Source organism: Geoanaerobacter pelophilus, assembly GCF_018476885.1.
GTDB lineage: Bacteria > Desulfobacterota > Desulfuromonadia > Geobacterales > DSM-12255 > Geoanaerobacter > Geoanaerobacter pelophilus.
This window is the reverse complement of sequence record NZ_JAHCVJ010000004.1, coordinates 292,755-318,138: the sequence shown is the minus strand read 5'-3', so window position 1 is coordinate 318,138 and position 25,384 is coordinate 292,755. Positions and strand designations below refer to the sequence as shown.

Annotated in this window: 26 protein-coding genes; 16 read left to right on the top strand and 10 right to left on the bottom strand. The window is 56.5% G+C overall.

The annotated features are described in order from the left end of the window. Positions 1-67 precede the first annotated feature (67 nt). Together KI809_RS11925 and KI809_RS11920 are read left to right on the top strand one after the other, a co-directional pair. Positions 68-2,404 carry a PAS domain-containing sensor histidine kinase gene (locus KI809_RS11925; protein ID WP_214171778.1) on the top strand — a complete coding sequence of 779 codons (2,337 nt, stop codon included), beginning with the start codon at positions 68-70 and terminating at the stop codon, positions 2,402-2,404. Beyond that, positions 2,401-3,474, top strand: coding sequence for an HD domain-containing phosphohydrolase (locus tag KI809_RS11920; protein ID WP_214171777.1), 1,074 nt, complete (start codon positions 2,401-2,403; stop codon positions 3,472-3,474). The genes KI809_RS11925 and KI809_RS11920 overlap by 4 nt, the downstream gene beginning before the upstream one ends. 36 nt (positions 3,475-3,510) lie before the next feature. On the opposite strand, the gene KI809_RS11915 is transcribed toward KI809_RS11920, so the two are convergent. From KI809_RS11915 to KI809_RS11890, 6 genes are all read right to left on the bottom strand, one after another. Beyond that, positions 3,511-4,869 carry a B12-binding domain-containing radical SAM protein gene (locus tag KI809_RS11915; protein ID WP_214171776.1) on the bottom strand — a complete coding sequence of 453 codons (1,359 nt, stop codon included), beginning with the start codon at positions 4,867-4,869 and terminating at the stop codon, positions 3,511-3,513. An 11-nt stretch (positions 4,870-4,880) separates the two neighbouring features. Next, positions 4,881-6,335 carry an ABC1 kinase family protein gene (locus KI809_RS11910; protein WP_214171775.1) on the bottom strand — a complete coding sequence of 485 codons (1,455 nt, stop codon included), beginning with the start codon at positions 6,333-6,335 and terminating at the stop codon, positions 4,881-4,883. Then, positions 6,325-6,948 carry a TetR/AcrR family transcriptional regulator gene (locus KI809_RS11905; RefSeq protein WP_214171774.1) on the bottom strand — a complete coding sequence of 208 codons (624 nt, stop codon included), beginning with the start codon at positions 6,946-6,948 and terminating at the stop codon, positions 6,325-6,327. The genes KI809_RS11910 and KI809_RS11905 overlap by 11 nt, the downstream gene beginning before the upstream one ends. 94 nt (positions 6,949-7,042) lie before the next feature. Further along, positions 7,043-7,789, bottom strand: coding sequence for a TIGR03915 family putative DNA repair protein (locus KI809_RS11900; RefSeq protein ID WP_214171773.1), 747 nt, complete (start codon positions 7,787-7,789; stop codon positions 7,043-7,045). Continuing rightward, positions 7,789-9,087: a putative DNA modification/repair radical SAM protein gene (locus KI809_RS11895; protein ID WP_214171772.1), complete on the bottom strand. Its 1,299-nt coding sequence runs from the start codon at positions 9,085-9,087 to the stop codon at positions 7,789-7,791. Before KI809_RS11895 ends, KI809_RS11900 begins: the two co-directional genes overlap by 1 nt. A 373-nt stretch (positions 9,088-9,460) precedes the next feature. Beyond that, positions 9,461-9,832, bottom strand: coding sequence for a pyridoxamine 5'-phosphate oxidase family protein (locus KI809_RS11890; RefSeq protein WP_214171771.1), 372 nt, complete (start codon positions 9,830-9,832; stop codon positions 9,461-9,463). A gap of 66 nt (positions 9,833-9,898) precedes the next feature. Between KI809_RS11890 and KI809_RS11885 the strand changes: the two genes are divergently transcribed. The 14 genes from KI809_RS11885 to KI809_RS11820 all read left to right on the top strand — a co-directional run bounded on the left by KI809_RS11885 (position 9,899) and on the right by KI809_RS11820 (position 21,569). Beyond that, positions 9,899-10,078 (top strand): hypothetical protein, encoded by a 180-nt coding sequence (locus KI809_RS11885; protein ID WP_214171770.1) that lies wholly within the window; start codon positions 9,899-9,901, stop codon positions 10,076-10,078. Positions 10,079-10,226: 148 nt separating this feature from the next. Then, positions 10,227-11,396: an MFS transporter gene (locus tag KI809_RS11880; RefSeq protein ID WP_214171769.1), complete on the top strand. Its 1,170-nt coding sequence runs from the start codon at positions 10,227-10,229 to the stop codon at positions 11,394-11,396. A gap of 109 nt (positions 11,397-11,505) precedes the next feature. Next, positions 11,506-11,649 (top strand): hypothetical protein, encoded by a 144-nt coding sequence (locus KI809_RS11875; protein ID WP_214171768.1) that lies wholly within the window; start codon positions 11,506-11,508, stop codon positions 11,647-11,649. A 181-nt stretch (positions 11,650-11,830) separates the two neighbouring features. Further along, positions 11,831-12,256, top strand: a complete 426-nt coding sequence (locus KI809_RS11870; protein ID WP_214171767.1) for a cupin domain-containing protein — start codon at positions 11,831-11,833, stop codon at positions 12,254-12,256. A 77-nt stretch (positions 12,257-12,333) separates the two neighbouring features. Continuing rightward, entirely contained in the window at positions 12,334-12,984 is a 651-nt protein-coding gene (locus tag KI809_RS11865) for a flavodoxin family protein (RefSeq protein WP_214171766.1), read from the top strand. Positions 12,985-13,052: 68 nt separating this feature from the next. Continuing rightward, positions 13,053-13,406 carry a nuclear transport factor 2 family protein gene (locus tag KI809_RS11860; RefSeq protein WP_214171765.1) on the top strand — a complete coding sequence of 118 codons (354 nt, stop codon included), beginning with the start codon at positions 13,053-13,055 and terminating at the stop codon, positions 13,404-13,406. A gap of 71 nt (positions 13,407-13,477) precedes the next feature. Further along, positions 13,478-14,056 (top strand): DUF1697 domain-containing protein, encoded by a 579-nt coding sequence (locus KI809_RS11855; RefSeq protein WP_337833310.1) that lies wholly within the window; start codon positions 13,478-13,480, stop codon positions 14,054-14,056. A gap of 39 nt (positions 14,057-14,095) precedes the next feature. Next, positions 14,096-14,239 (top strand): hypothetical protein, encoded by a 144-nt coding sequence (locus KI809_RS11850; protein ID WP_214171764.1) that lies wholly within the window; start codon positions 14,096-14,098, stop codon positions 14,237-14,239. Between the two features lie 82 nt (positions 14,240-14,321). After that, positions 14,322-14,690: a CidA/LrgA family protein gene (locus KI809_RS11845; RefSeq protein WP_214171763.1), complete on the top strand. Its 369-nt coding sequence runs from the start codon at positions 14,322-14,324 to the stop codon at positions 14,688-14,690. Beyond that, on the top strand, positions 14,687-15,406 hold the full coding sequence (locus KI809_RS11840; protein WP_214171762.1) for an LrgB family protein: 720 nt from the start codon (positions 14,687-14,689) through the stop codon (positions 15,404-15,406). The genes KI809_RS11845 and KI809_RS11840 overlap by 4 nt, the downstream gene beginning before the upstream one ends. A gap of 59 nt (positions 15,407-15,465) precedes the next feature. Continuing rightward, entirely contained in the window at positions 15,466-16,092 is a 627-nt protein-coding gene (locus tag KI809_RS11835) for a DJ-1/PfpI family protein (protein WP_214171761.1), read from the top strand. Positions 16,093-16,212: 120 nt separating this feature from the next. After that, positions 16,213-16,854: a cysteine hydrolase family protein gene (locus KI809_RS11830; protein WP_246559367.1), complete on the top strand. Its 642-nt coding sequence runs from the start codon at positions 16,213-16,215 to the stop codon at positions 16,852-16,854. 187 nt (positions 16,855-17,041) lie between these two features. Next, entirely contained in the window at positions 17,042-19,897 is a 2,856-nt protein-coding gene (locus KI809_RS11825; RefSeq protein ID WP_214171760.1) for a PAS domain-containing protein, read from the top strand. 25 nt (positions 19,898-19,922) lie between these two features. Next, entirely contained in the window at positions 19,923-21,569 is a 1,647-nt protein-coding gene (locus KI809_RS11820) for a HAMP domain-containing methyl-accepting chemotaxis protein (protein ID WP_214171759.1), read from the top strand. A gap of 11 nt (positions 21,570-21,580) precedes the next feature. Here KI809_RS11820 and KI809_RS11815 read toward each other — a convergent pair whose 3' ends face one another. The 4 genes from KI809_RS11815 to KI809_RS11800 form a co-directional block, all read right to left on the bottom strand. After that, positions 21,581-22,153 (bottom strand): DNA-3-methyladenine glycosylase I, encoded by a 573-nt coding sequence (locus tag KI809_RS11815; protein ID WP_214171758.1) that lies wholly within the window; start codon positions 22,151-22,153, stop codon positions 21,581-21,583. Positions 22,154-22,198: 45 nt separating this feature from the next. Further along, the gene (locus tag KI809_RS11810; protein WP_214171757.1) at positions 22,199-23,503 is read right to left on the bottom strand and encodes an HD-GYP domain-containing protein; all 1,305 of its coding nucleotides are present in this window, start codon (positions 23,501-23,503) and stop codon (positions 22,199-22,201) included. A 140-nt stretch (positions 23,504-23,643) separates the two neighbouring features. Further along, on the bottom strand, positions 23,644-24,081 hold the full coding sequence (locus tag KI809_RS11805) for a hypothetical protein (RefSeq protein WP_214171756.1): 438 nt from the start codon (positions 24,079-24,081) through the stop codon (positions 23,644-23,646). A gap of 199 nt (positions 24,082-24,280) precedes the next feature. Continuing rightward, positions 24,281-25,180 (bottom strand): MBL fold metallo-hydrolase, encoded by a 900-nt coding sequence (locus KI809_RS11800; RefSeq protein WP_214171755.1) that lies wholly within the window; start codon positions 25,178-25,180, stop codon positions 24,281-24,283. Between the last annotated feature and the right edge of the window lie 204 nt (positions 25,181-25,384).

Below are 25,384 nucleotides of genomic sequence, written 5' to 3'. Positions count from 1 at the left end.
CTGTATTAAATTAACGAAGAGTTCCTGTCTGATTGACTGCCCGATAATAATGTAACGGGATTGATCCATGGATGCAGAAAAGACCAACATTTTCAAGATACTCTTTGATACGGCGCCGCTGGGGATGGTGCTGCTCAACGATCGTTGTGAAGTCGTGTCCGCCAACATGGCAATGGGGCGCCTTGTCAACAAAGACCCGGTCGCGCTGATCGGCAGCCGCTGCGGCGATCTGCTGAATTGCCGCAACCGCAATTGCTCTCCGCAAGGATGCGGCTTTTCTGACGAATGCGCTTCCTGTTCGATCATGCAGGCGATAAAAGGGGTGCTTGCCGAGGCGACGGCTGGCTGCAGAGATGAGGCTGCCATTCAGGTAGATGGCTATGGCCAGGCTACCATGGTGGTGAATTACAGTATTCAGCCGGTTTTTATTGATGGTAGCCGCCATCTGGTGCTTACCCTGGACAATATTACCGAACGCAAGCAGATGGAAGAAATCCTGCGCCACAGCGAGAAACGTTATCGCCGTCAGTTCATGCAGAACCAGGCGATCATGCTCCTGATCGATCCGCTCACCGGTGCCATTGAGGATGCCAATCCAGCGGCATGCTCTTTCTACGGATATTCCCATGGCCGGTTGCTGCAGATGAACATTACCGATATCAACTTGCTCCCGGCAAACGAAGTCATGCTCTTGATGGATGAGGTCAGGCAGGGGAAAACCGCAGCCCTCTATTTCGAGCACCGGCTTGCCGGAGGCGATGTCCGCAATGTCGAAGTGTTCAGCAGCCCGGTCACCGTGGGTGGCAGAACGGTACTTCATTCAATCATTATCGACATTACCGAGAAGAAGAGGGTCGAAACAGCGCTGCACCAGCAGAAGGAGTTTTACGAAAAGCTGCTGGAGAACTTATCGGCGCCGACCTTTGTTATTGATGACCAGCACCGGGTGATTGTCTGGAATAAGGCCTGCGAACTCCTGACCGGCTTGGCCGCGCAAGAGGTTGTCGGGACAACCGGTCAATGGCGAGGATTCTACGACCATGAACGTCCCTGTCTTGCCGATATTGTGCTGGACGGCAAGGAAGAACTCCTGCCGACACTCTACAGCCAGATTAAAACGTCCCAGCTCTTGCCTGGTTTGGTGCAGGCAGAAGGGTGGTACAAACTGCGCAACGAGGATTGCTATATCTTCTTCAATGCCGCGCCGATCCGTTCTGCAAACGGTGAAACCATTGCAGTCGTCGAAACGATCGAAGACATCACCGAACGCAAGCGTTTTGAGGATGAACTGCGCACCCTCTCCTATGCCATCACCCAGAGCCCGGTCACTATTGTGATCACCTCTCCCCAAGGGTTGATCGAACACGTCAATCCGAAATTCACCGAAGTCACCGGCTATGCAGAGTCAGAGGTCGTTGGCCGCACCCCGGCGGTGCTCAAATCGGGACAGACCAGTGTGGAAACATACCGCAACCTTTGGGAAACAATCCTTGACGGTCGCGAGTGGCGCGGAGAGTTCCTCAACAAGAAGAAAAACGGCGAGCTTTACTGGGAAGAGGCGATGATCTCGCCGATCAAGGGGCCGAATGGGGAGATCACCCATTTTATCGGGATTAAAGAAGATATCACGGAAAAGAAACGCCTTGAGGGGCAACTCCGCCATGCCCAGAAAATGGAAGCGGTCGGCCAGCTGTCCGGCGGCGTTGCCCATGATTTCAACAATATCCTGACAGCCATAGTTGGCTATGCCAGCATCCTGGAGATCAAGTGCGATCAGGATGACCAGATCAAACGGTGTATAACCGAGATTATCCGCTCCTCGGAGCGGGGCGCCAAGCTGACCAAGAACCTGCTGGTATTCAGCCGGAAGCAAGCCGGCCCGTTGACGTGCATCGACATTAATGAGCTCGTCGGCAGGATGGTGAGAATTGTCCGCGGCAATTTAGGGCCGGCGTGCCGGCTTGAGACAAAAATTGCCAAGAGTCCTTTGCGCGTCATGGCTGACAGTATCCAGATCGAACAGGCAATCATGAACGTTGTTACCAACGCCAGGGAAGCTCTGACCGGTGGCGGCGAACTTACCGTTGCCACCGAATTTTGTCACATGACCCTGGAGGTGATCAACCGGCTCGGCTACGGCCAGACCGGCGATTATGCAGTGGTGACCGTGGCCGATACCGGCATCGGCATGGACGAAGAGACGTTGAAACGGATCTATGAACCATTCTTTACCACCAAAGAGATGGGTGGCGGCAGCGGGCTGGGGCTTTCCATCACCTACGGCATCGTCAAACGGCATAACGGGTTCATCAGCTGTACCAGTGATAAGGGGCAGGGCAGCCGCTTCAAGATCTTCTTGCCAATTATTGCAGAGGGTGCCGTTTCAGGAGGAGAACCAGGATGAATGAGGCGTCAAAAGGGTCAATCATGGTCATCGATGATGACCCCCATGTGCTGAACAGCGTATCAACACTGCTTTCCATGGTCGGGTTCCAGGTTTATTCCTGTGACAGCGGTGAAAGCGCCCTTAATGCCAGGGAGAACAACAATGTCGATGTCTTTCTTACCGACGTAAACATGCCTGGTATGAGTGGGGTAGAGCTTCTGGAGGCGATCCGGCGCACTGACACCGAAACTCCGGTGATCCTCATGACCGCTTTTCCGGAATTCGATGTGGCGGTCTCTGCCGTGAAGAAAGGGGCCTACGACTTTATCATCAAGCCGTACAACGCCCAGTACCTGATTCACAGCGTCGGGAAAGCGGTTGATTTCAGGCGGCTGAAGGAGATTGAGAAAAATTATCGCCAGGAGCTGGAACAGACCGTTGTCCAGCGGACGGCCGAACTTGCCGATGCCCTGGCCAAGCTGAAGGATATGAGTGTGGAAACCATCGCCAGGCTGACTGCCGCAGCAGAGCTCAGGGATGAAGACACCGGTCGCCATATCTCCAGGATCGGACTTTATGCCGGGCTGCTTGCACGGGAGATGGGGCTTGACGATGACTTTGTCGAGACCATCAGTGTTGCCAGCGCCATGCACGATGTCGGCAAGATCGGGGTGCCCGACTCCATCCTGCTCAAGCAGGGGAGCCTGACCGCAGAGGAGTTTGACGTGATGAAGCGTCACACCGCGGTTGGTGAGAAAATCCTGCGCGGCTCATCGTTCCCCATGCTGAAAATGGCGGCCTCCATTGCGCTCAATCACCATGAACGCTGGGACGGCACCGGCTACCCGAATGGTCTCAAGGGTGACAGTATTCCGATCGAGGGACGGATCGTCATGCTGGTGGACCAGTATGACGCCTTGCGCAGCAAAAGGGTTTATAAGCCTGCCTATAGCCATGAAGAGGCGTGTCGCATCATCTGCGAAGGTGATGGCCGGACCATGCCGGGTCATTTTGATGTTCGGGTGCTTGAGGCTTTTCAAGCAACAGCCGCGAGGTTTGAGGTTATCTTTGACAGCAATAGCGATTGAAACCAGATGGCAGCACCTCGTTGCTCTTGGTGTTGCTCAGTAGTCCAGGTGTCCCGCTTTGATCTTGGCCAGAATCCGGCCGAACAAACGGATGCGGAGCAGCAGGCCGTGCATGCCGAAGCGGTACAGGGCCGGCAATACCCGGTAGAACGGCACAGCATTGGTGTAGAGATTTGCCAGTTCCCGGTAGAACTCTTCCAGCGGCAGCGTGGTGGGCAGCAGCGCATGGAGCATGTCGTACAGCTCCGGTTTGCGACTGAGAATCTCCTGCTCCCGCTCTTTGTGCAGTGCAGTGCCGGGGAGCGGTGTCATTACGGTGAAGGTGGCGTACTTCAGCCTCAGCCGGCGCACGTAGACGATTAGCGAGCGGAAATCCTCGCGCCGGTACGCCGGATCAACCATGAACGAAGCATACATCATAATCCCCAAGTCATCGAGGATCTTGGCCGCCTGGATCTGCTGGGCCGAGGTTACCCCCTTATTCATGGCTGCCAGCCGCTCATCGGAAAAGTCCTCCATCCCCACGAACACCTGGGCCAGTCCGATCTTGGCCCACTTGGCAAACAGCTCCGCATGGTTGACGATGGTGTCCACCCGGCCGTAGAGGAAAAAGTTCTTTTTGATTCCCGCCTCCCGGATCAGGTCAGCCAGCCGGTCCATCCGCTTCACGTCACACATTGACTCGTCGTCGCAGAAAAAGATGTTTGGCTCGGCAATGGTCTTCAGCTCCGCCACCACAGCCTCCGGATCGCGACGCAGGTACTTGCCGCCGGTAATCCCCCAGAGAGCGCAGAAATTGCAGCGAGCCGTGCATCCGAGCGAGGTGCGGATCGAGGCGAGCGGCTTGAACCATTCGCTGAAATAATGCTGCCGGTAACCGGCAGTCAGGCCACGGTCGGGGCAGGGGAGTGCGTTCAGGTCGGTGTATGGCCGGGGTTCGCTGTAGATCATGCCGTCAGGACAGGGGAGGGCCAGCCCTTTGATCTCGCTGAAGCCGCTCCCCTGTTCTACTGCCCGGACGATCTCCCGCAGGGTAAAGACCCCTTCGCCGATCACCACCACATCGATGTCCGGCACGTTGAACTCTTCCGGCTGGACCGTGGCATGGTGGCCGCCGACGATTATCAGCAGTTCGGGGCTAATGGTCTTGAGCCGTGTCGCCAATTGCTTGATGATATTCACATGGCTGGTAAAGCCGGTCAGCCCCACCAGGTCTGGCTGGAATCTGTTGCAGGCGCTTTCCGGATCTGGGTCCAGGCGGGCGTCAAGCAGCTCCACCTCATGGCCGTCCAGTTTGAGGCCGGCCCCCAGGTATTCCAGGGCCAGAGGCTCAAACAGATAGACCTGGTCCATCAACGGATCGCTGCTGGGTGGCTGGATGAGCAGAACGCGCATGGTGTTGCCTCCTACGATATGCTTGCTGCAGCGGAGGCCGCAAGCGACTCCTGCTGATGGATTTTTCTGAAATCGCATTGCCCCTGCAGGCGGTAACAGAAGGCCCGGCCGCCAAGGGTAAAGCGATTGGTCCAGATGTAGAGTGGTGCGCCGCAGGTATAGCGTTTCTTGGCCATGGCCACGATGCAATCAATGCCGCGACGGAAAAACTCCCGGTCGCCGAAATCAAACAGCCCTTCCTGGCGCCAGGGCTCCAGCTGCCAGTCCACCCCTTCCCGCACCGTTTTTAGCCGGTCGGGTTCAATATCTTCCGGGCCATTGAACAGACAGGCCTTGGCAGTGATCATGTTAAGCCGCGCCTCGTCTCCTTGCAGGAACGCCTGCTCCGCAGCGCTAGACAACTGCCATTCCTCGTCGGTCATGACCCGGGTGCAGCCGAAGTCGATCAATCCGAGTCGGCCGTCTGCCATGAAGATGAAGTTGCCGGGATGCGGATCGGCCATGAACCAGTGCAGCCGGTAATAGACGCGGAAAGTGGCCACGGTGAGCAGGTCGGTGAACCGGTTCCGCTCGACCTGGCTCGGTTTGCCGGCAAGGAACTCGTCGAGATGGCACCCTGCCAGAAACTCGGTGGTCAACACCCGCTTGCTGCAATACTCCCTGTAGACTTGCGGCACCACCACCTGATCCGCTGCGGTGAAGAGCTGCCGGGCTTGGGTGTAGTAACCGGCCTCGGCTTCATAATCGGTCTCCATGAGCAGCATTTGTTCGATGTCAGCCAGTTTGTCGGTGGTATTCTGCCAGTCCCTGGTCAGACAGAGCGGCTGGAGCATGAGACGGAGGTTGCGCATGTCAGAGCGGATAGTTCGGGCGATGCCGGGGTACTGGATCTTGACCGCCACCTCTTCGCCGCTGTGCAGCCGGGCACGATGCACCTGGCCCAGAGAGGCTGCGGCAAAGGCCTGCCGGTCGAAAGAGGCGAAGAGCTCCTCCGGCTCCTTGCCGAACTCGTCGAGAAAGAGCTCCCGCACCATGGCAAAGTGCATGGGAGGCGCCTCGAAGTGCAGAGCGGCAAGCACTTCGCTGAACTCCTCTGGCGCTACCTCGGGGAGATTGGCCAGTAGCTGCCCTATCTTCATCACCGCCCCCCGCAGGTAACCCATGGTGCCGAAGAGCTTCACCGCTGCAGCCAGGTGGGCCTCGCTTTTCAGGCGCTGCCGTTCGTCCGCATCGACAAAGCGGCTACGCAGCCAGTAAGCGAAATAGCCGGCGGTGACCCGCGCCTGTAGCGACCCCAGGGTCCAGAGCCGGATAAGGCCATTCACCGGCACCCTCTGCTCGGCGATCCGGTCAACCAGTTGCGCCAATCGTTGGCCGGTCGGGTCCATTGCGGGTTCCTTGGGCAGGGCGCGGCGGAGCGCCTCCAGCCGGGTCAGTTTCGTTTCGGTCCCAAGTTCAGCAGTCATTGGCCGCTCCTTTCTCGGCATCGCCGCCGGTAATCATCTGCACAAATACCTGCAGGGAATAGTCGATCATGGCGCGGCTCTCCTCCTGGTTGGGGGATGGATCATTGGTCCAGCAGGCGAGGATCCCCAGGTAGAGGGACCAGTAGATGGTCATTGCCACATGATCCGGTGGCTCGGTAAAGCCGTGGTGGTTGATGATCTCCTGCACCACGGCCAGGTGCTCCTGTCGGGTCGCATCACCTTCGGGGCAGGTTGACTTGCGGGGAAATGGGCTTAAGGAGCGTTCCAGCACCGGGCCGAGAAAGGGGCGCATCGGCTGCAGCAGTCGCAGACCGGAGGCGATAAACATGAACAGTTCTTCGGCAAGTTGTTCCTCGTTGGTCCGGCGCCGGCGAAAATCTTCGGTTCCCTGGCGGAGCGCCTCTGTAACCATGGTCATGGCCAGGGTTTCCTTGCTGGGAAAGTAGTTGAACATGGTTCCGGCAGCCAGCCCCGCTGTCAGGGCGATCTCCCTGGTAGTGCTCTCCTCGAACCCTTTTGTGCAAAAGAGCTCCGCCGCTGTCGTCAGAATGCGGCTTCTGGTCTCATGCTTGGCCTGCTCGCTGATACGCATACTATCTGCTCCTGTTTATTGTGACTGCGCTCATAATAAACAGGAGGTAAATGTAATGCAACAATTAAATGAGCGTGATCATAAAAATAAGCAGCTAGCCAAATTCCACCAGCCACGGCCGCACTTTGAGCGGCACCTTTCCCTGCTGCAGCCTGAGATTTTGCCGCTCGTCGATCGCCAGGGTTGTAAAGTAGCTGCGCCACAACTGTTGAAAATGCTCTTCATCTGGAGTCAGGTCCGGTTTGGCGTGGCGTTCCATCGGGAGCAACAGCCAGTGCCGCTGACGCAGATCATAGACGATCCCCTCGCCATGGTTTTGGTCATGAATCACCCACTGCTGGTCGCTGAAGCGGGCGGCAAAATGCGAGGCAATAAGTGGCAGAATCCGGTGATCGGGAGCGATGGCGCTGTAATAAAAACCGCCGTTTACCTCCTGGAACCGAACAAACCCCAGGTAGCGGTGCGCTTCGTGGCCCACCTGCTGTGCCAGTTTCCAGAGCGGCGCCACCTGCGGGTGGGCCAGCATGCCGGCAACCCCGCGCCCTTTTTCCCAGGCAAGCAGCAGGTAGCGGCAGATCAGCAGCTCCCGCTCCGGGTAATCGGCCAGAAAGACCTGGCGGATGCGGTGGAGGCAGCCCGGCGTCAGCCGTGCGATCAGCTCGGGCCAGAACTGTTCCACCAGCCGTTCGTCGGTTGCAACGTCGATCGCCTCGCAAAAAAGGCTTTGTTGCTGGGGCGGATCTATGCCAATGGCATCTGGAACTGTGCGTTGCGGCAGCAGCCGGGCCATCACCGTCAGCAGTCCGCTGAAGCTGCCGTCGTAGCGGTAGACGCCGCTCATTACAGCTCCCCTGAGATCAGGCTGATTGCTTCGTCACTTGCCTGGGGCCGGGAAAACGGCAACTCAAGCTGTGCTGCACCCTTTTTCGCCGGAGTTTCGAGCAGCCGGCTCCGCAGCAGAGTGCTGTCAATGGCGCATTCGCCGGCATAGCGGCCTCTGGCGGTTATGAAATAGCGCGCCCGCTTCAGCACCACGCCGAGCTTTGCCAGGTCGTCCATGCTCAGATGCCCCTGCCGCCGCGCCCTGACGATGCGCTGGGCCGAGCGGACGCCGATCCCGGGGATCCGCAGCAGTACTTCATAGTCAGCGCCGTTGATCTCAACCGGGAACAGTTCCAGATGGCGCAGCGCCCAGCCGGTTTTCGGATCGAGATCCGTCTCCAGGTTGGGGCGTTCCTCGTCGAGCAGTTCCTGGGCGCTGAAGCCGTAGTAACGGAGCAGCCAATCGGCCTGATACAGCCGGTGTTCCCGCCGCAACGGCGAATTGGGAAGAGCAGGGAGGCGGGTGTCAGCAACCACCGGGATGAAGGCCGAATAATAGACCCGCTTCAGCTCCATCCGCTGGTAGAGCTGCTCCGACAGGGTGACGATCTGCCGGTCGGTTTCCTTGGTAGCGCCGACGATCAGTTGGGTGCTCTGTCCGGCCGGGGCAAAACGCGCTACCTTGCGGGACTCCTTGCGCTCGGCCCGGTTGATGGTGATCAGGCTGTTCACCTGGCGCATCGGGCCGATAACGGCGTCGCGGCTCTTGTCCGGAGCCAGCAGCGCCAAGCCTTCCCGGGTCGGCAGCTCCAGGTTGACGCTCACCCGGTCGGCCAGCAGTCCGGCCTGCTGCACCAGCAGGGGATCTGCGCCAGGCACCAGCTTCAGGTGGATATAGCCGTTGAAGCGGTACTGCTCGCGCAGGGTGCGCACCGCCTCGATCAGCAGCTCCATGGTGTAGTCAGGAGAGCGGACCACTCCGGTGCTAAGGAACAGCCCCTCGATGTAGTTGCGGCGATAAAAGCCGATAGTCAGCTCTGCCACCTCTGCCGGGGTCAGCAGCACCCGTTGCACATCGTTGCTCCGGCGGTTGACGCAGTAGGCGCAGTCGAAGATGCAGCTGTTGGTCATCAGCACTTTGAGCAGCGAGACGCAACGACCATCGCTGGTCCAGGTGTGGCAGATGCCGCAAGACGCTGCATTGCCGATGCCGTCCTTGTTGCGGCGAAAGCTGCCGCTGGAGGAGCAGGAGACGTCGTACTTCGCCCCTTCGGCCAGGATTTTCAGTTTGTCCATCATCTCAGTCGCCACGGCCATGTGATTACCTCCGGTTGGGAGTTTGGGGCAGGGTAGCATGAGAGTGAGACATAATAAGTCAGTAATCGCTGATTGTCGCTGAAAAGGCGGCGGTAGTTACGCTGACAGCAAGGGACATGTTTTTTGTCTTAAAAGGCAATATCTGGGTTTTAATGAATATCCGGCATTGAGGTAATAAGCTGGTAAGATTAAGGAGAACAGTTTATTGCGTTGCGTGAAGCAAGCGTCCCCCTCGTCATTCCCATCTTGACGCTGTCACCGCTCGGGTGTATGCAGTAGGGAAATCATGCGGAAAAAGGCTGCTCAGAGGGGGACGGCCCTTGCTTTCACTTTCGCTTATGAGCTGGCCGTCGCCAGGGCGCGAATGGGCCATTTACCACGTTTGTGTGATCGAATCAGGTGTCACGGCCAAGGTGGCCCGTAACCAGGAGAATGTTGACTTGAGCAGGTCGAAATCCGGTCCGGCGTTGATAAAAACGGCCTGCCCCTTGATGAGGAAGCCGGCGCCCGGCCCATGCAAGCCCTGCACTTTGCTGCTCCCTAACGTAATCAAAACCTCGGGATTGCTGGTGATATTCGCCTCGGTGCGGTGCATGTAACCGGCAGGAATCAACAGGCGGCCATCGCTGGTGATGCGGAGATAGCTGTTCCAGGTATTGACCAGATGCGGCCCATCCGGGCCTAGCGTAGCAATGGCAACAATGCCGTCCTGTTTCAGGATTTCCAATAATTTTTCGGGGATCATCGATTCTGTCTCCTTGGTTTTGGTGGTTATTCGCCCTAAGGGGTGATGGGGTATTTATGTTCATCCTTGACAACAACGACTCTGCTCCCTTGTATAAACAGCTTTACCGGCAGATCCGGGATCAAGATACTCTCCCCGGCGTTGCGCCTGAGCTACATGGTGCTGCCGCGGTCACTGCTCGCCACGTTCCACGGTCATTATCAGGACTATTCCCTCGCTGTTTCGCTCATGGAGCAGCGAACATAAGTGCGTAAAGTGAAAACTGTGAACTGACGCCAGGATACTAAAGTGTCGCCACCATGAACAGGGGTAGATTCAAATATTTTTTCGGGGTCAGGATGCCACGTGGTCAACAACCCCTGATCTCCCGGAGATAAATGGGCAACCATATTTCATGACCAAACCTACAAACACGCTCTCACCGTTTCTTTTGCTCTGCCTGATAGGTTTTGCTGCCTTTTTCAGCTCGTACCTGCGTATTCCGGTAATGCCGTTGTTTGCGGCCACGCTGGGGGCCGGTCCGGCCCAGGTGGGGACCATCAACGGCGCCTTCATGCTGACTGCCGGGCTGCTGTCCATTCCGGCCGGTCTGCTGGCGGACCGCACCGGTCGCAAGCTGCCGATCATTGCCGGGGTGCTTGCCACTGCTGTCTCGTCACTGCTGGTAACCCAGTGCCACCAGCCGGTGGAGATGGCTGCCGCCTATGTGCTTTTCGGCGCCGGGCTGGCAGCCTTTGCCCCCGGTATGCTGTCGCTGGTAGCGGATGTCATGCCGGCGCACCGGCTGGGACAGGCCTACGGCTGGTATACCACCGCCATTTACATTGCCATGACCCTGGGGCCGGCGACAGGCGGTTTCCTGGCCAAGACAGTGGGGCTGCGCCAGGTGTTTTTGATATCCGGAGGCTTGTTGATGGCGGTCATGGTGCTAGCGTTGCTGGTGCTGCCCAGCGGCCCGCCGCGACATAAGACGGAACTTCATGCCGCTCTGGCAGCCAGTGCCCAGTTGCTGCGCAGCCGCAGCCTGCTGGCCTGTCTGCTGGCGACTGTCGGGAGCTGCATCAGTTTTGGGGTGTTCCTGACCTTTCTCCCTATGTATGCTGCCCAGTATGGCTATGATCCGGCCCAGGTCGGCCTGGTGTTTGCCGCCCAGGCCATTACCAATGTCTTTGGCAGGGTGCCGATCGGCAGGCTTGCCGACCGCTGCGACCGCCGCCGGCTGGTGACTGTCGGCCTGGTCTGCCTGGCGCTGTCGCTGGCTGCGCTGGGCCAAGGCGCGCAACTCGGCTACCTGCTGGCCTGCGCTGTTGTCATGGGGGTGGGGATGGCCCTGGTTTTCACCGCCATCGGCGCCCTGATTGCGGAACTGGTTCCTGCGGTGCAGCGGGGGCTGGCCATGGGGATGTATAACAGCTGTATTTATCTCGGGATGATGGCCGGTTCCACGGTCATGGGGCTGGCTCTGAAGCGGATCGGCTACCCTACCGGTTTTGCCGTTGCCGGCAGTGTGGCCCTGGTCAGTTTGGTGCTGTTCTTTCTGATGATGCGGGGAAACGACCGCTAAGGTTACTCTTGGCAAACGGCCCGCAGCGGAAGTTGCTCGTTGAGGAGCTACAGGGATACTATGACAATGAGGGTGTATGACAATCTGCCGGATTGGGAGTGTTAAGACCATGGAAAACCTTACGAGCGACCTCAATATCGGTCTGGTGCTCCTCTCTGACGATCTGCGCGTCATCGGCCTGAACGACTTTGCCCGCAAGGTTTTCAGCCCGGCATCGGGGGAGCTGGGGAAAAAGCTTCTGGCCAGGGGGTAACCGACTGGCTGGCGCAATTAACGGAATACGACGCCCACCGCGACCCGTCGTGGAACCCGTTCGCGGTCAAAGCGGGGCTGGTGGAGAGATGATGTTTTCCACTGCGCTGCGGCGCCAATAATTTTTTGCCGGATGACTAGACGACCGGTCTAATAATCTCAAGAGGAAGAAGGAGCACGCGATGAAGCAGAGTGGCAAAAATTTCACCGTCGAGCACATCGGCCCACTGGAAACCTTATTGAATCAAGATTTCATGGGTTTTCACGGGAAATACTTCATTGGCAAGGAGCTGGGGCTCACCGGCTGTGAGGTCTCACTGAACCGTCTGCCAGCCGGTAAGGGGATGCCATTCGTTCATAGCCACGAGAAAAATGAGGAGCTTTACATTGTTCTACGCGGTAGCGGCGCCTTCTTCATCGATGGAGAGGAGTTCCCGATCCAGGAAGGGAGCTTGATTAGAGTTGCGCCAGCAGGGGAGCGCGCCTGGCAGGCCGGTGCTGAGGATCTTTATTTCATCTGTATCCAGGCGCAAGCCGGGAGCCTGACCCAGGCAACCCTGGAAGATGGTAAACGCCTGGCCACCAAGGCGTCGTGGATGACCAAATAGCGTGAAGCTAACTGACCTTGCATCAGGCAGGCAAAATTAAGAATACGACCACAGACACCTGAAGAGGAGAGAGCCACATGAAGATCATCGCTATCAACGGCAGCCCGAGAAAAAAATGGAATACGGCCACTCTGCTGGAAAAGGCGCTGGAAGGCGCTGCGACACAAGGCGCCGAGACTGAGCTTGTCCACCTGTATGACCTTGATTTCAAGGGGTGCATAAGCTGTTTCGCCTGTAAGACCAGGGGGGGCAAAAGCTATGGCACTTGTGCCATGAAGGATGGCTTGACCCCGGTACTGCAGAAGATTGCCAATGCCGATGCCCTGGTAATCGGTTCGCCGATCTATTTCGGCTCGGTTACCGGCGAGACCCGCAGCTTTATGGAGCGGCTGCTGTTTCAGTATCTGACCTATACCGTTCCTTACGGGACCCTGTTCCCCAGAAGGATCAAGACCGGCTTCATCTACACCATGAACGTCACGGAAGAACGAAGCAAGGAATTCGGTTACGAGTACTTTTATAAATCCAACGAACGGTATATGCAGCTGATGCTCGGCACGGTCGAATCACTGTGCAGCTTCGACACCTGTCAGGTGGACGATTATTCGAAGGTGGTGATCGAGAGTTTCGACCCGGTCCACAAGGCGCAACGCCATGAGGAGGTATTCCCCCAGGATTGTCAACGGGCGTATGAAATGGGTGCAAGGCTTGCCGGGGTCTCCAGCTGACACCGCGGTCAATCTGTCAGGTGGTGACTGCGCCCAAGATTGAACTCCCAGCCAAGAGGAACAGAAACATGAACAAGGAATTTGCCGAACAATTTGCCCGGGAATGGATCGAAGCCTGGAACGGCCACGACCTGGAACGGGTACTTGCCCACTATGCCGATGATTTCGAGATGAATTCACCGTTTATTGTCCAGATAGCTGGCGAGCCGAGCGGTCGGTTGACGGGTAAGGTGGCGGTTGGCGCCTACTGGGCCAAGGCGCTCACCATGATTCCCGACCTGCATTTTGAGCTGATAGCGACGCTGGTCGGCGTCAATAGCGTTACCCTTCATTACCGCGGCGCGGGTGGCCGCTTGGCAGCCGAGGTGTTCCATTTCGGGCCGGATAATAAGGTGGTCAGGGCTTTTGCCCATTATGAGTAACAGGTTTCTTTACCAGTCGCGCCTGGGTTCGTGATGGACCGGGAGCTGCCCCGATTGCCGGTGCACCCTGAGTGAAATATCGTCTGGAGAAGGAAGAAATGCATAACTACATCGCCCTGCTCAGGGGGATAAACGTTGGCGGTAACAACGTGCTGCCCATGAAGGAACTGGTGATGCTCCTGGAAGAGCTTGGCCTTCAGCAGGTCGCAACCTATATCCAAAGCGGTAATGCGGTTTTCCGGGCCGCGGAAGGCGACAAGGAGCGACTCGCCGAAATGATCCGCTCCCGGATCAGGGAGCGTTACGGCTTCGAGCCTTTTGTGCTCCTGCTGGATGTGGGTGAGATGGAGACGGCGATGGCGGTAAATCCATTTCCCGAAGCGATTGCCGAACCGAACACACTGCATCTGGCCTTCCTGGGGGCAACACCCGCAATCCCGGATATGGAAAGGCTTGAGAAGCTGAGAAGTGAAAGCGAGCGGTATGCATTGAAGGATACTGTTTTCTATCTGCATGCCCCTGATGGTATCAGCAGATCCAAACTTGCCGCAAATGCGGAGCGGCTTCTCGGTGTCCCCATGACCTTCAGGAATTGGCGGACCGTGTGCAAGATAATGGAATTAGCGCGGGAGACTCGTTTGTTGGGATAGCAAATCTGAAACGCCGGATTTCGTGGTATGCTGCAACAATTGCCACCGCACGCTCTGGAGCGTTTCCGACAGGAGCACCTGCAGGAGGTGGCTCAGCTGGCGACGCCGGACGGCATCTGGCTCGATATCGGCGTGCTTTACACCAGCGGCACCAAAAGGGCGCCGGCGTTGGTGAACGAATAGAAGTACATGTTGCGGCCTCGGGGCCCAAGGTTCCTTGCTGCCCCATAACCGCGTTGGTAACAAAAGCGAAAAAGGAAAATACATGCTTGGCTCACTAACACTGATTCTCCTCTGCCAGTTGATCGGAGAGGTCATAACGAGGCTCACCAAGCTCCCTGTGCCGGGTCCGGTAATCGGCATGGTTCTGCTCTTCTGCGGCTTGGTCTTTTGCCCTGGTCGAATGCCGAGCGAAATCGAGAAGGCCGGGGGCTTCCTGCTGCGTTATCTTGCTCTGCTTTTCGTCCCTGCCGGGGTCGGTGTCATCACCCATTTAGATCTTCTGCTGAAGTCGTGGGCTCCCATCGCCGGCGTCATCGTCATCGGGACGCTGGCGACAATCGCGGTAACCGGGCTGGTGATGAAATTTCTTAATCGCCGCGGCGCACCTGCTCGGGAGGAGAGTCTGCAATGAGCGCGGAAATTCAGCAGTTATGGGTTTACCTGTCAACGACTCCTTTGCTGTGGCTGACGCTGACCTTGATTTCCTACCAGATTGGCACCTGGGTCTTCGGCAAGCTGGGTTGTCACCCGTTGCTGAATCCGGTGCTAACCGCCATTATCGGGCTTGTCGTTTTGCTCAAGGTGACCGGCATCGACTATCAGACCTATTTCCGTGGTGCCCAATTTGTTCATTTTCTGCTGGGGCCGGCAACCGTTGCTTTGGCGATACCACTCTACCGGGAGCTTGAAATGATCCGGAAGTCTTTCGGCCCAATCATCATCACCCTGGCTGTGGGTTCGCTAGCCGCGATTGTCAGCGCAGTCGGCATTGCCTGGGCGTTGGGGGGAGAAAAGATTATCCTGTTGAGTGTGGCTCCGAAATCGATTACGACGCCGATTGCAATGGGCGTCTCCGAGCAGATCGGTGGCTTACCGTCGCTGACAGCCGTGGTAGTCGTTCTGACCGGCATAACCGGTGCTGTTGGCGGCGACTTTATCCTGAATTGGCTGAAAATATATGACGACAACGCCCGCGGCATGGCCCTGGGAGTGGCCTCACACGGGATCGGCACCGCGCATGCCATTCAAAGAAGCAGAGTGGCCGGGGCGTTTTCGGCGTTGGCAATGGCGCTGAACGGTTTATTTACCGCCTTGCTGCTGCCTGTGATTGTTTATTGGATGCAATAACCACCTGTTGAAGGAGCCCCGGCAGGCGTGACAACGGGGAGTAACGCAAGGAGGCTCACATGGGTAGGAAATCCGTTGGTATCGTCATGTTCGACGACATCGAAGTGCTGGACTTTTGTGGCCCGTTTGAGGTCTTTTCCGTGGCTCGGCTCAACGAAGAAAACCGCCGGGAGGAGCCGTCACCTTTCCAGGTAAAGCTGATTGCCGAGCATGGTGGGCAGGTCTGCACCAGCGGCGGCATGAGGGTAAATGTCGACTATGGTTTCGAGAATTGTCCGCCGTTCGATATCCTCTGCGTGCCAGGGGGATGGGGCACCCGCCGGGAGGTGAGCAATCCTGCCATGCTGGCCTGGCTGGGTGCTCGCGGCAAAGAAGTGGAACTGGTGACTTCGGTCTGCACCGGAGCCATGCTGCTCGGTTTTGCCGGACTGCTGGATGGCCATCGCGCCACCACTCATTGGCGCTCTCTGGACTGGATGGCCCAGTCGTTTCCACAGACCACGGTCGTGCGCGACCTGCATGTGGTGGACGACGGCGCGCTGATCAGCTCGGCTGGGATCTCTGCCGGCATCGATATGGCATTGACGGTGGTAGCACGTTATTGCGGCGCGAGCGTTGCCCGAGCCACAGCCCGCCACATGGAGTATCCGTACCCAGAAACCAGCGAACGCCGGATAACATTCTAACGCCAGGGCCAGAGTGAGAAGCCATCACATCCCTGACCCTGCGCCAGGAGTGTGCAGAGCTAGGGCTTGACCTTATGGTTAGGAATAATAATTACCGGGGAGCGGAAAAAGGAGATATCAATGGCAAACATCATGAGCAGGGCATTGATAGTAATCGATGTGCAGAACGATTATATCGGCGGCCAACTGCCGATCGAATACCCCCCGGTGGAGCAATCTCTGGCCAACATCGGCCTGGCCATGGATAGCGCCCAGGCAGTGGCGATCCCAGTGGTGGTTGTGCAGAATATCCTGCCGGAAACAGCGCCGTTCATGGCCAAGGGTACCCATGGAGCGGAGCTGCACCAGGTTGTCGCTTCGCGCAACAGGGACCACTATCTGGCAAAGAGCTTGCCGAGCGCCTTTGCCAATACCGGGCTCGAAGAGTGGTTGCGGGAGCGGGGCATCGACACCATTACCATAGTTGGCTATATGACCCACAACTGCGATCTTTCGACAGTTGTAGACGGCATGCACAAAGGGTTTGCAGTCGAACTCCTGGCCGATGCCACCGGCTCGCTTCCCTATGCCAATTGTGCCGGCAGTGCCAGTGCCGAAGAGATCCACCGGGTGATGACCGTGGTGATGCAGTCGCGCTTTGCCGCGGTGATGAGCACAGAAGAGTGGATCGAGGCTCTGGCTACAGGCGTGCAGCCAAAACGGGACAACATCTTCAGTTCAAACCAGCAGGCACGCCGTATGGGGAAAACGGAACGTTATTAGGGAAAACCCTATGTGTTGTAATTGCAGGCGGTTACACCATCTATCAATTTCTGTTTACGATCTGCAGGATTAATCCGGTTAAGCCGCTGCAGTTATTGCCGATAACGGTATTATGCGTAATTTGCCAGGAGTATCCCAGAAACCAGTTAGCATCAGTGAGCTGCCGGATTATAGCTTTCTGAGGCGCATGATTATTGTTGCCGTTACGGCACTGATCCTGGTTCTTGTAGGGTTTTCCATATGGAAATCGCTGGCGGAATACCGGTTGACGATCACTGGGTCGGAACAGCAGACACGTGGCTATGCCAACGCGCTTAAAGAGCATGCCGACCGGACGCTCAACGAAGCTGATGCCGTTCTGCAGTATGTCATTGAACAGGTAGAAGAGCATGGAGGTGTCTCTCAACAGCGAGGCACAAATCTGAAGCGACTGCTGGGTTCCCATAAACACACCAGCCCGCAAATTGCCTCGATTATCCTGGTTAATCGGCAAGGCTTGCTCTTTGCCCATTCCCTTGACACGCCTGTCGCCCAAGCCGATGTGTCGGATCGTGACTATTTTATCCACCATCGTGACAATCCCGTCGATGGTTCTCCCTTCCTTTCGAAGCCGTTCAAAAGCCGGATAAGCGGTAAATGGCGCATCACCCTTTCTCGATCAATTCTGAATGGCAAAGGGGAGTTCGCCGGGGTGGGGGCAGTGGCCCTTGACCTCGACTATTTCCGCAGGTTTTATGAATCACTGGAGCTGGGGGACAACGGCAAGATCGTCATGGTACGCAAGGACGGTGTTCTGCTCCTGGCGGTGCCATACAAGGAGTCGGATTTCGCAAGCGACTTCAAGAAATCTCACCTGGTCCGTACCCATCTTCCCCGTTCGCCAAAAGGCACTTTCCACATTCCCAGAGGCAAGGCGCTTTTGGAGTCGAGTGCCCGGATCGTTTCCTATGATTCGCTGGATGATTTTCCGATAGTTGCCATGGCAAATATGGATAAAGACGAGGTGCTTTCACAATGGCAGCAGGATACTTTCATCCAGGCAGTGCTTGTCGCGCTGGTCTCTGTGGCCCTGAGCCTGCTGGCACTCAGTCTGCTGCGTCAGTTGAAGCGAATTGAAGCTGCTTATCGTGTTCAGCAGGAACAACAGAAAGAAATTTCACAGTCTGCCGAGGCTTGGCAATCGACCTTCAATGCTGTGGAGAATGCCATCTGGGTCATGGACATTAACCTCCATGTGCTTCGTGCCAACAAAGCCACCGAGAAGATTTTCGGCAAACTGAGAGACGAGGTGATTGGTCACAAGTGTTGTGAAGTCGCCCATAACGCCACATTGCATATTTCAGGCTGTCCCTTTCAGAAGATGCTGGACACCGGTCATCGTGCCTCAATGCAGATCGTGCATAATGAACGCTGGTATGAAACTACGGTTGACCCGATCAGAAATGAGTTCGGCGAGATAACCGGCGCGGTGCATATTGTCTCCGACATAACCGACATTAAGGAAGCTGAGGAGCAGGCGCTCGAAAGCGAGACGCGCATGCGTGGCCTGCTTTCGGCCATTCCGGATGCGATCTTCTTTAAAGACGCTGCCGGCAGGTGGTTGCATGCCAATAACGCGGGGAGAGAGCTGTTCAACCTGCAGCAGGTGGATTATTTCGGGAAAACCGACCTTGAACTGGCTGAGATCGTGCCTGAAAGGAAGGATGCACTGCTTTCCTGCCGGCAATCGGACCAAGTAGCATGGGAGCAGCAATGCCCGATGCATCTGGAAGAGGTGATCACCGGACCGGATGGTCGAGAACTAATCCTTGCGACCAGTAAAATCCCCCTTTACAAGGCTGACAGCAGCCGCCACGGTATGGTTGTTCTGGAACGCGACATTACCGAGCAGCGCGAGATGGAGATGCAACTCCGCCAGGCCCAGAAGATGGAAGCCATTGGCCATCTGGCCGGTGGCATCGCCCATGACTTCAATAATCTGCTGACGCCGATCCTTGGTTATGCCGAGATGGTTGCCGCCCGGTTGCAACCTGGCGACCCGCTGGTCGCAAAGGTGGCAGGGATCAGCGCGGCCGCGCACAAGGCCAAAGACCTCACCCAGCAGCTCTTGAGCTTCGGCCGCCGACAGGCAGTTGCCACCAAGGTTTTTGACCTTAACGAGGTCATTGAATCGTTTTATATCGTGCTGCGCAGAACCATTCGGGAAAGCATCAGCATCAAGCTGGCCCTTGATCCGGCAGGGGCGTTTGTTGCGGCGGATCGTTCCCAGATGGAGCAGGTGATTCTCAATCTTACTGTCAATGCCCAGGATGCCTTGAGTGGCAAAGGCATTATAGCCATTGAGACCTGCAAGGTGTTCATGGATGGCGAAAACGTAAGGCTGCACCCGGGGATGACTGACGGAGACTATATCCTGCTGGCGTTCCACGATACCGGTTGCGGTATGAACAGCGATGTGCTCGCTCATATTTTTGAGCCGTTTTTCACCACCAAGGCTGCAGGGCATGGCACCGGGCTGGGGCTGGCAACGGTCTACGGTATCGTCAAACAGCACCATGGCCATATAAGCGTCACCAGTCGCGAACATGAAGGGACGACATTTCGTATCTATCTGCCGGCAGCTGCTGAAGTGCCCCTGGTCGAGGCACAGGCGCCGGTGCTTGCTCCTGCCAAGGCTCATGATGAAAAAACCATTCTGGTGGTTGAAGATAATGAGATGGTCCGGGATATGGTCCGGGAGATGCTGGAAGGGTACGGTTATCAGGTGCTGACAGCCGCAGACGGTAATCGTGCCGTGGAAGTTGCCTTTAACAACCGGGACAGAATTGATCTGCTGGTTTCGGATATCGTCATGCCGGTCATGAGCGGGCCGGAGCTTTACGAGCAGCTGCTGGTCCAGATCCCTTCATTGCGGGTCGTCTATATCTCCGGTTACCCGATGAACCCCAGCATTCGCAGCGATACCCTTGAGGAAGAGGTCAACTACCTGCAGAAACCGTTTACTGCCGAGGCGTTGCTGGAAAGAGTCAGAACTGTGCTGTGAAACTTATTTTAAGGAGAGTATTTGTATGAATTTCAGCATAAAGACTAAAATCTTGATTATTTTGCTGGTGGGATGTATTTCGGTCGTTGTTGCCGGCGTTCTGGGTTTGGTCGGCATGAAGGCCAGTAACAGGCAGATCGAAACGCTCTACAAGAAGAATATGGCAAGTGTCATCCAGCTGAGCCAGATCAGGGGGTTGATGCGCGACAACCGCATCCAGCTGCTGCTGTCGCTGCAGCATGATCCAAAAAGTCCGGATATCGTAAAGCTGCACGATCATGCCCTTCCTTTTCATACCGATCAGGTGATGAAGAATATTGAAGAGATCACGGCAGTCTGGAAAGAGTACACCATCGGCCCGATGAGTGGCGAAGAGAAGAAACTGGCCGATGAATTTGCCGAAAAACGGGGGCGCTTTGTCAAGGAAGGGTTGCTGCCAGTCCGCGAGGCGATCCTGGCCGGTCGGTTCGATGAGGGGGTGGCGCTGACCCTGACCAAGATCAACCCGCTGTTCAAGGACGCCAATGAAGTGGTGCAAAAGCTGTATGATCACGAAAACATGCTTGCCAAAAAATCTCACGAGGAAGCTGTCAGGAATTACCGATCCACCATGATCCTGGTCATTGCTGCCATTGCCGGCTCGATACTGGTGTCATTGCTGCTGGGGATCATGATAATTCGCTCCATTGCCGAAGCATCATCGGCATTGATCGTTGCCAGCGAAGCCATGGCCAATGGCGATCTGACGCAGCGCATTCGTTTAGAAAGCAGTGATGAACTGGGCACTATCGGCAGATCGTTCAACGTGATGGCAGAATCTTTTGCTGACGCACTCACAAAGGTGGCGGATGGTTCGACGCAGGTGGCAGTGGCCGCCAACCAGGTCCAAAGCACTGCCGAACGGATCGCCACCGGTGCGGAAAAAGTAGCTGCCCAGTCGGTTTCGGTTGCCACTGCCGGAGAAGAGATGGCCGCCACATCCGGCGATATCGCCCAGAACTGCCAGCTTGCCGTAGACGGCTCTGATTTGGCAACCCAGATTGCCCGGAAAGGGTTTGAAGTAGTCAAGCAGACGATTGACGGCATCAAGTTTCGCGGAGGCAAGACGCGAGAAAATGCCGAGATTGTGGCGTCGCTCGGTGCCCGCTCCGACCAGATCGGCGCCATAGTGGCCACCATCGAGGATATTGCCGACCAGACCAACCTGCTGGCGCTGAATGCCGCCATTGAAGCTGCCCGCGCCGGAGAGCAGGGGAGAGGTTTTGCAGTGGTCGCCGATGAGGTTCGTGCCCTGGCGGAGCGGACCACCAAGGCCACCAAGGAGATCAGCGAAATGATCAAGGCGATCCAGTCGGAGACTAAGCTGGCGATCGCTTCGATGGAGGAAGGGGTCAAAGGGACCGAGCAGGGGGCAACCGATGCGGCTCAGTTAGAGACATCGCTCAATGAGATTCTGGAACAGATCAGTGCGGTATCGATGCAGATCAACCAGATCGCCACTGCTGCAGAAGAGCAGACTGCCACGACCAGCGAGATTTCCAGCAATATGCACCAGATTACCGATGTGGTGCAGCAGACTTCACAAGGCGCTCAGGAATCGGCAACTGCAGCGTCACAGCTGAACCGTAATGCCGAGGAGTTGCAGCGGCTGGTAAAGCAGTTCAAATTGTAACCGGCGGTTAGCTACCCACCGCCAAGCTCTCGCCAGCGGAAGCAGTCGCAGGTGTGATCATTGACCATGCCGATTCCCTGCATATGGGCGTAGCAGATGGTGCTGCCGACAAAGCGAAAGCCGCGTTGTTTCAGGTCCCGGCTCATGGCATCCGATAAAGGAGTGCTGGCCGGGACTTCCTTTATGCTCTGCCAAGCGTTCTGGATCGGCGCGCCGTCTACGAAGCGCCATTGGTAGGCATCGAAGGAACCGAATTCCTCCTGCACCTTCAGAAAGGCGCGGGCATTGGTAATGGTCGAGGCAATCTTCAACCGGTTGCGGACGATGCCTGAGTTGGCCATGAGTTCCGCGGTCTTTGCCTCGTCAAAGCGGGCCACTACAGCTGGGTCAAACCCGGCAAAGGCCGCGCGGTAAGCCTCGCGCTTGCGCAGAATGGTGATCCAGGAAAGCCCTGCCTGGGCCCCTTCCAGAGTCAGAAACTCGAACAGCAGCCGGTCGTCATGGACCGGCACTCCCCATTCCTGATCATGGTATGACTGGTAAAGCGGGTCGCTGCCGACCCAGGCACAGCGGGTTGGGGGCATATCATCGTCATCCTTTTTAATAACATCCCTGTTTCCATTATCCGGCTATTGAAAATACTGATCTATGCACAGTTCCAGCTTTTGGTGCAACAACGGCTCATTGTCAGTGCAGATTTCGGCGTGCATGTCGGCGGCATGGTCAAGGAAGAGCCGGGCGACGTCCGGGTCAAAGTGACTGCCAACGGATTGTCGCAGGATCTCAAGCGCAACATCGTAACCGAATGGTTCTTTGTATGGTCGTCTGGAGGTCAGGGCATCAAACACATCTGCCACGGCGAATATCCGGGCATTGAGCGGGATGTTACTCTGAGCCAGGCTGTTTGGGTAACCGCTGCCATCGTATTTTTCGTGGTGGCCGCCAACCACGTCGAGCGCATCCTGCAGCCAGTCGTAGTTGCGGATGATATCCTCGCCATGGCGGACATGGGTCTTCATGACCTCAAATTCTTCGTCAGTAAGCTTGCCAGGTTTAAGCAGGATCGCATCGCTGATGGCGATCTTTCCCAGATCATGGAGAAAGGCCCCTTTGATCAGCCCCTTCATCTGGTTATTAGCAAGCCCCAGTTTTTCGCCGATCCGCACCGAGTAGAGGGTTACCCGGTAGTTATGGATATTGGTATCGCTGTCGCGCTTGGCAATGGCGCTTCCCAGGACCTTCAGCATGCCGATGTTTGTGAGTGCGAGATTGCGCGAGTAGTCGAGGAGCCGCTTGTTGAGGCGGATGATGAGGGGATACAGCACTAGGCTGGTCGCGAAAATGACCAGTACGACCAGGATCAGCGACCAGAAAATCTGCTGCTTGATCTGCGAAATGGTTTCGCGTGGCGCATGGTAGATCCCTTCCAGGTAACCGATCTTGGCTCCGCCCCCATTCATTATGGGGACAAACACCCGCAGATAGGTGTCGCTGTCCAACATCAGTTTTTTGCAGATAATGCCGTCTTTATCGGCAAAATCGGTGCCGTGCTTGGGGAGCTTTTTTTCCACCTCTCGGGCAGAAGGTTTGATTGCTTCGGCGATTTTCCGGGAACCGGCATCATAGAATTCAACGGCAATCAGGTTGTCCTGTTCGATCTCAACCTGGATTCTGCGGTTTAGCTCGGCAAGGGACTGCTGAGAAGGTGATTTCAGGTAGGAGACTATCGCATCCCGGTAACTTGCGGTTTCGGTTTTGGCCATGTTTACAACATGGTTGTCCAAACGGGCATTGCCGAAATAATTAACCAAAACTCCGATCAACAGTGACAGGACGATCCAGGCGAGTACCAACCTGGTGATCAGCCATTTGTGCAGGTTTTCGATCATTGAAATGCAGACTCCTTCCACCAGATGTCCGAACGGCTCGGACATTTATCCTGTTGGTTGTCGCAGCATGGCTTGTGATCTTGCCACCCTTACATAATGCCTGTTATTTAAGATTCTTCAAGTTACGGTCGTAAATTCGTTAGAGCCGCTCCAGATAAGGCTCGGCCCCAAGCTTAGCTTCACCGTTAACCGCAGCGGAGCCGCTTCTTGCCCATTTGAAACAGCACATCGATCTTGTCCGGCAGTACGAGCTGCACAATGCCGAGCCCGAACTGCGGATGGCGCAACAAGGCTTTGAGGCGGTATTTTCCGGTCATTTCGTATGGAATCGCCTGGTCCGGGTCTACTCCAGCCAGCAGCGCTTCCCACTCGGCAGCAGCAACTGCCGCGGGATCTGCCTTCGGTTTTCTGGGTGCCGCAACCCTCTTGGTGGTGGCGGTTTTAGGCGCAGCCGGTTCTTTGGCAACCTTGATCGGGTGATAATTATGGACACTGTGGCAGGTGTTGCACTCGACCCGGGCAATCTGCTCCCCGATCATGGCAACAATCGTATGGTTCATTATCGTACGGCAGCGTGTGCATCGCGTTTCTACGATGCTGCCGGCTGAGGGCTTCCTGTTCATGCTGTTCTCCTGTTGTTTTGGGCCAATAAAAAACCACAGGGTTGGTCCCTGTGGTTCAGGTGCTCAGTAGATATAGCATGTTATGATGCTCAGGGCAATTGCAAAGGCGCTATTTAGCCTGCTGGCGGGCGTCTAGGGCAGACGCTGGCAGGGCGAACCCAGAGAAAAGAGGTGACCTGTTGCATGCGGACCCTTGTGTCTATTTCTTGCCCAGATACCGGCTCTTCACATTGTAGGCAATCATCCACTCGGCCAAGCTTCGCTTGGGCAGGATCTGCTTCAGCTCAGCTGCAATAGCGTCGGCATCCTGCGAACTGGCGGCCAGTTCCCGCGCTTTGCTGTCGAACAGCGCCAGATACTCCTTCATCTCTTTCAGATCTTTCTTGCCGGAGAGCGGGCCGTGACCAGGGATGATCTTCTCGACGTCCATGGCCAGCAGCGTGTCCAGGGTTTTGGCCCAGCCGCTGAAGTCACCATCAGCCAGGAAGGGGTGAAAATCGGTGAAGAGGATGTCGCCGCTGAAGATTAGTTTCTTGGCCGGCACGGAAACAACCACGCTCCCTTCGGTGTGAGACGGCGCCGTGCGGATCAGTTCCACGGTCTCGTCACCCAGATCGATGGTCAGCCGGTCGCTGAAATAGAGCGACGGCAGGGCGATTTCGGTGCCGATCATATCCTCCGGCTTCAGGCCGTAGTTGCCGATGTTCTTGAGGGTGTCGGCGCCGACCCGCTCCATGAGCTTGCGGTCTGCGGTGTGGGAGATGACGGACGCCCCGAGCCTGGCAAAAACACAGTTGCCGAGGGCGTGGTCCAGATGTGTGTGGGTATTGACCACGTACTTGATCGGCTTATTGGTTACCTTGCGGATGTCTGACAGGAACCGCTCCCCTTCCTTGGCCGAAATCAGGGTATCCACCACCAGCACGCCGTCCTTGCCGATGACGATCCCGGCGTTGGCGGCAAAACTGTTGGTAGGTGACGCTTCCTTGCTGCCGATGTAGGAGTAGACGTTGTCCGCGATTTTCGTCAGTTCGGCAAAAGCGGTTTGGGTGAACAGCAGTGTGGCGACGGTCAACGCCAGCATGATCATTTTCTTCATTGTTCCATCCTCCTGTTGAGTGCTGCTGAATGTAAACGATCAGTTTGTTCCGGCAATGTAGCACAGCTGCCCGGAACGTTCCAACAGTGAATTCGGTCGCAAGCTGCAATCGCAGATAGTTCGCGCCCTGCTTATCTTCATATCGTTACAAGCTATTCCTTGGGCGATTAGTATTGATTTAATCAATTTGACTTATCGCTAAGG